General features: G+C 53.8%; 5 protein-coding genes. 3 read left to right on the plus strand and 2 right to left on the minus strand.

Going from position 1 to position 5,066, the window contains the following annotated elements; all coding sequences use genetic code 11:
- The coding region (locus tag L692_RS30120) for an MFS transporter (RefSeq protein WP_036725445.1) at positions 1 to 312 on the plus strand (312 nt) is incomplete at its 5' end.
- A 112-nt stretch (positions 313 to 424) separates the two neighbouring features.
- On the opposite strand, the gene L692_RS0124655 is transcribed toward L692_RS30120, so the two are convergent.
- Positions 425 to 1,273, minus strand: a complete 849-nt coding sequence (locus tag L692_RS0124655) for a LysR family transcriptional regulator (protein WP_232238859.1) — start codon at positions 1,271 to 1,273, stop codon at positions 425 to 427.
- Positions 1,274 to 1,398: 125 nt separating this feature from the next.
- On the opposite strand from L692_RS0124655, the gene L692_RS0124660 reads away from it, so the two are divergent.
- Together L692_RS0124660 and L692_RS0124665 are read left to right on the plus strand one after the other, a co-directional pair.
- Positions 1,399 to 2,508 carry a Gfo/Idh/MocA family protein gene (locus tag L692_RS0124660; protein ID WP_025702593.1) on the plus strand — a complete coding sequence of 370 codons (1,110 nt, stop codon included), beginning with the start codon at positions 1,399 to 1,401 and terminating at the stop codon, positions 2,506 to 2,508.
- A gap of 159 nt (positions 2,509 to 2,667) precedes the next feature.
- A complete protein-coding gene (locus L692_RS0124665) occupies positions 2,668 to 4,038 on the plus strand; it encodes an aldehyde dehydrogenase (protein WP_025702594.1) in 1,371 nt (456 codons plus the stop codon).
- A 380-nt stretch (positions 4,039 to 4,418) separates the two neighbouring features.
- Here the strand turns inward: L692_RS0124665 and sucB are convergent.
- Positions 4,419 to 5,066 (minus strand): dihydrolipoyllysine-residue succinyltransferase (sucB, locus tag L692_RS0124670; RefSeq protein ID WP_025702595.1); only part of this gene is annotated, 648 nt, incomplete at its 5' end.

Raw genomic sequence — 5,066 nt, forward strand, 5'->3', positions numbered from 1 at the left:
TTAGCGGCTATCGCCTTCTGCTTCGGCGGCAACATTACCGTCTTTCCGGCCATTGTCAGCGACTTCTTCGGCCTGAAGAATCACAGCAAGAACTATGGCATGATTTATCAAGGCTTCGGAATCGGCGCGCTGTCCGGGTCATTCGTCGCCGCCTTCCTTGGCGGATTCAAACCGACCTTCGTCACCATTGGCGTGCTGTGCGTGGTTTCCTGCCTGATCGCCGTAGCCTTGAAGCCGCCGGTTGGAGCGCGCAAGGAACGCAAACGGAATACGGAGGTATCCCGCCGCACCGCGTACGGACGGATCTCTTAAAGCAAGAAGCAAGTTTCAAATGATGTCGGATCTACACAAATAGAAAAAGGGCGGAAAGCCTGTAAGAAGACTGTTCCATGAGGGTCTGTCAGACCTGACGGGACGGTCTTTTTCATAAGAAATGGCTGGCTTCGATAAATTGCCTCTCCAGTGGCGACAGCTCATAGTTCAAGCGGGTAACGATATACTTGTCGATGTACCGGTACTCCGGTGGAAGCGGCACAAAATGACTGACCTTATACTGCTGCGCAATGCGCCTTGAAATCACGGAAATCCCCATGCCCAATCCGGCAAATTGAAGCAGCGTCTCGATCATGCCAACCTCGATTGCATTGCCCTTCTGAAAGCCGTAAACCGAATACATTTGCTCCAGAATGGATGTGTACAAGCAGTCTTCGGATAGGATGATCCGACTTTCCCTGTGTAGGCAGTACTCCAGACTTGCGCCTTGCTCTGTCTTTCGGCCGACCAGCACCAATTCCTCTTCCCCGATTTTGCGGTAGGCAAGCTGCGGGGAAGCTGTTTTTCCGATGGTATAAGCGAGGTCGATGTTGCCTTGAAGCAGCTCCTGTTCCATTTTTTCCGTTGTTCCGGTCTTTAGCGTTACTGAAAGATCGGGGTATTTATCATACAGATTCGTGAGCGCCGAAGTGATCTCCCCGCTGATGACGGATTGCATGGTGCCAAGCCGAAGCTTGGCCTCCCGCCGGTTCATCGCTTGCTCTGTTTCTTCCCATAGGATAAGCATCTTCTTGTACTGGCGGTACAGCTTCGCTCCTTCCTCCGTCAGTTCCATCCCTCTTACGCTGCGTATGAACAACTGCTGCCGGTAGTGCGCCTCCAGTTTTTTGATTTTGGCCGTCATATTGGATTGAAGATGATTCATTCTGGACGCGGCGGCAGAGACGCTTTTTGATTCGGCTACCGCAACAAAAGCCCGGATATTGTCGATGTCCAACATTCTCTCTCCTTTTTATCATCAAAAAAAATGATACTGCTATGATAATTCAGCATTATTCTAAATGGTTCAGGTTCAGTATACTTGCTCTGTACAATGATTTCACCCCTGCAAATGGAGGAATTATCATGAGCAATGAATGTATTCGCACAGGCATAATCGGCGGCTCGCTCAATCATCAATGGGCAAGCCGGACCCATATTCCTGCGCTCAGCAGCAGCCCCTTGCATCAAATTACCGCTATAGCCACCTCCAAAATGGAGAGCGCCTTACAGAGCGCTGCGGCCTTGGATGTCCCTCTTGCTTTTGCAGGACATCAAGAGCTAAGCCAATCCGCCGAGGTGGAGTTGGTTGTAGTGAGCATCAGGGTTCCTTTCCACTATGAAGCGGTCAAGACCGCTATTCTGGCCGGAAAGCATGTATACTGTGAGTGGCCTTTGGCCGTTACCGCCAGTCAGGCCGAAGAATTGGCCGAGCTTGCCGATCAGGCCGGGATTCATCATGCGATTGGTCTTCAGGCACGGCTTGACAATGCGGTACTTGAAGCAAAGCGGAGAATTGAAAGCGGCGAAATAGGCAGAATTCTATCCTGCACCATGCAAGTATCCACTCAAGGCAAAGGCGGTGTGACGGACCGAAAGGGCGCATATCTCTTGATGGAGGAAAATGGCGCTACGCTGCTCACGATTAATGGGGGGCATTCTCTGGACGTTCTATGTTACCTTTTGGGCGATTTCAAGGAATTGTCTGCTGCAATGAACAGTAACTACTCACAAGCTGTTTTTGCGGATACAGGAGAACCAGCAGCCAAGAATACAGCGGATCAGATTATGATTCACGGGACACTGAGCAGCGCGGCATCGGTTTCCGTCCATATTCAAGGAGGCGTCTATCCGGGGTTCACTATGGATATTCAGGGAGAGAAGGGGATCATTCGGCTCAGTCAGCGGCATTCATTGGGACATGTGCAGTTTGGAGGCTTGCAGCTCCGGCAGGCGGTCTACGAACCGGACAGTTCGGCGGCAAGCAGTATGGATGACTTTAAGACCGTTCTCCCTGAAAAGGAAGAAACGAGGTCTCCCGTGCAAAATATTCTAAAGGCTCACACCGTACTTGCCCGGGACATTCTTGATCATACGTTTCATTCAGCTAATTTTCATGATGCGCTTAGGCTGCACCGGCTGCTCGATACCATCAGGCAAGCGGCATCCACGGGACAACGGCAGCAGTTGATCTGAATGTACGAGGTTCGAGTGTTCGCAGAAGGACGGGATTTTGAAAAAAAAGCTTGCTTTGGGCTGATTCAGCCGGAGTGAGCTTTTGATATTTTAGCGGATAAGTGTAGTATGATAGTTCGTAAAGGATCGTAGAGCGTATCAAACGGAGGAAGTTGAAGAATGGTGAGCTATGGATGGCTGACGGACAGACAACGGTCTTTTTTCGCGGGCGGGGCGACCAAAGAACTAAGCTATCGGCTTGATGCGCTGCGCCGTCTTAAGGCCGGTATACTGGAGCATGAAAGCCAACTGGTCAACGCTTTAAAAGCGGATCTGAACAAATCCGAATTCGAAGCCTACATGACGGAAATCGGAATCGTGCTTGCAGAAATCGGCTTTACGCTGAAGCATTTGCGGGCATGGGCCAAGCCGCGCAAGGTCAGGACGCCGATCACTCATTTGGGCGCCAGAGGGTATATCTATTCCGAGCCTTACGGCTCCGCCTTGATTCTCGCTCCCTGGAATTACCCGTTTCAATTGGCCGCCGCACCCTTGATCGGCGCCATTGCGGCGGGGAACTGCGCGGTCCTGAAGCCGTCGGAATTAACCCCGAGGACTTCGGAGACGATTGCCGAGATCATCCGTGCCAGCTTTCAGGAGGACTATATTTCCGTCGTTCAGGGCGGGATTGACACGAGCGAGGCGCTGCTTGCGGAGAAGTTCGACTATATCTTTTTCACCGGGAGCGTTCCGGTCGGGAAGCTCGTCATGGCAGCGGCCGCACGGCATCTGGCACCGGTCACTCTGGAGCTTGGAGGCAAAAGCCCCTGCATCGTTCACGAAGACGCCCAGCTCAAGCTGGCCGCGAGGCGCATTGCCTGGGGGAAGTTCATGAACGCCGGACAAACCTGCGTAGCGCCCGATTATATCTATGTTCATGCAAGCGTCAAGGACCGTTTCCTGAGTGAACTGGGCGGCGCGGTGAAAGAGCTGTACGGGGAGCGCCCTCTGCTGAATCCGGAGTATACTCGTATTGTCGGCAGGAAGCATTTTGAGCGGCTTGCGGCGTTTCTGGACAATGGAACACGGGTATTCGGCGGAGGTGCGGACCCGGGGGAATTAATGATCGAGCCGACGGTTCTAACGGATATTGACTGGGAAGCTCCCGTAATGAAGGAGGAGATTTTCGGGCCGCTTCTTCCGGTGCTGGAATACGGTGATTTGTCCGAGGCGATCAGAGAGATTCAGAACCAGCCGAAGCCGCTTGCGCTGTATTTGTTCACGGAAAGCCAAAGGGTGCAGGAGAACGTGCGGGAGAGTATTTCTTTTGGCGGAGGCTGCATCAATGATACGGTGTATCACATCACTTCTCCGTACCTGCCGTTTGGCGGAGTGGGAAGCAGCGGGATGGGGGCGTATCATGGGCAAGCGGGCTTCGATACGTTCTCGCACAGGAAGAGCGTACTCAAGCAGACCACACGCTTCGATCTCCCGTTCCGCTATCCGGGCCGCAAGAACGGGCTTAAGCTCATCAGGCGGTTCTTGAAATGAAGGCTGTAAAATAAAGAGAAACCCGGAGTTTTCAAAAGACCGGGTTTCTCTTTGCGCTCATTTGCGGATAAGCAAGCCTACGGTAATTGTTCTGGTGGGGGATGCCGGGCAGTCGGGGGGACAGCGAAACGGTCAACGCAGCGGGCTGTCTAGCGGGAGAAACTCCCGCTAATCCTCTCGAAATCCGTATAATCGGGAGACTAACAGGAAAATCTCCAGCTAATCTTCCGGAGCTTGCCTATTCCGAAGCAATTCGGGCGAAATAACCGGAGCTTCTCCGCATAATTCGCTATTTGCCCCAAAATTCTGGTGATTAGCGGGAAGTTTTCCAGCTAATCAGACGGCCAATCCCGGAAGTGCTGAGGCCGGGAGGCTTGCGTTCAGCCTTCCAGCAGCAGCGCCTCCGGGTCCTCCAGCAGTTCCTTGACTTTGACGAGGAAGCTCACCGCCTCGGCTCCGTCGACAATCCGGTGATCGTAGGACAGGGCGATGTACATCATCGGCTTGTTGACGGTGGTTACCTCGTCGATGGCGATTGGACGGAGCTGGATTTTGTGCATGCCCAGAATGCCGACCTGCGGCGCATTCAGGATCGGCGTCGACAGCAGGGAACCGAACACGCCGCCGTTGGTAATGGTGAAGGTGCCGCCCTGGAGATCGGAGAGGGCGAGCGTGTTGGCGCGGGCTTTGGAAGCCAGCTCCGCGATTTGCCGCTCGATCTGCGGGAAGCTGAGCCGGTCGGCCTCCCGGACCACCGGCACGACCAGGCCTTCCTTGGCGGACACGGCGATGCCGATGTCGTAATACTTCTTGAGGATGAGGTCCTCGCCGTCAATCTCGGCGTTGAGCAGCGGATACGCCTTGAGCGCGCCGACCACCGCTTTGGTGAAGAAGGACATGAAGCCGAGGCCGATGTCATGCTTCTCCTTGAAGGTATCCTTGCGCCGCTTGCGGATATCCAGAATCGCGGTCATGTCCACCTCGTTGAAGGTGGTCAGCATGGCCGCCGTGTGCTGCGCCTCCACAAG

Source organism: Paenibacillus forsythiae T98 (genome assembly GCF_000520735.1).
GTDB classification, from domain to species: Bacteria; Bacillota; Bacilli; order Paenibacillales; family Paenibacillaceae; genus Paenibacillus_AQ; species Paenibacillus_AQ forsythiae.

Excerpts from the sequence above, each read along its gene's own strand:
- L692_RS0124665 (WP_025702594.1), top strand. The coding sequence starts at position 2,668 with ATGGTGAGCTATGGATGGCTGACGGACAGACAACGGTCTTTTTTCGCG.
- L692_RS0124655 (WP_232238859.1), bottom strand. The coding sequence starts at position 1,273 with ATGTTGGACATCGACAATATCCGGGCTTTTGTTGCGGTAGCCGAATCA.
- L692_RS0124660 (WP_025702593.1), top strand. The coding sequence starts at position 1,399 with ATGAGCAATGAATGTATTCGCACAGGCATAATCGGCGGCTCGCTCAAT.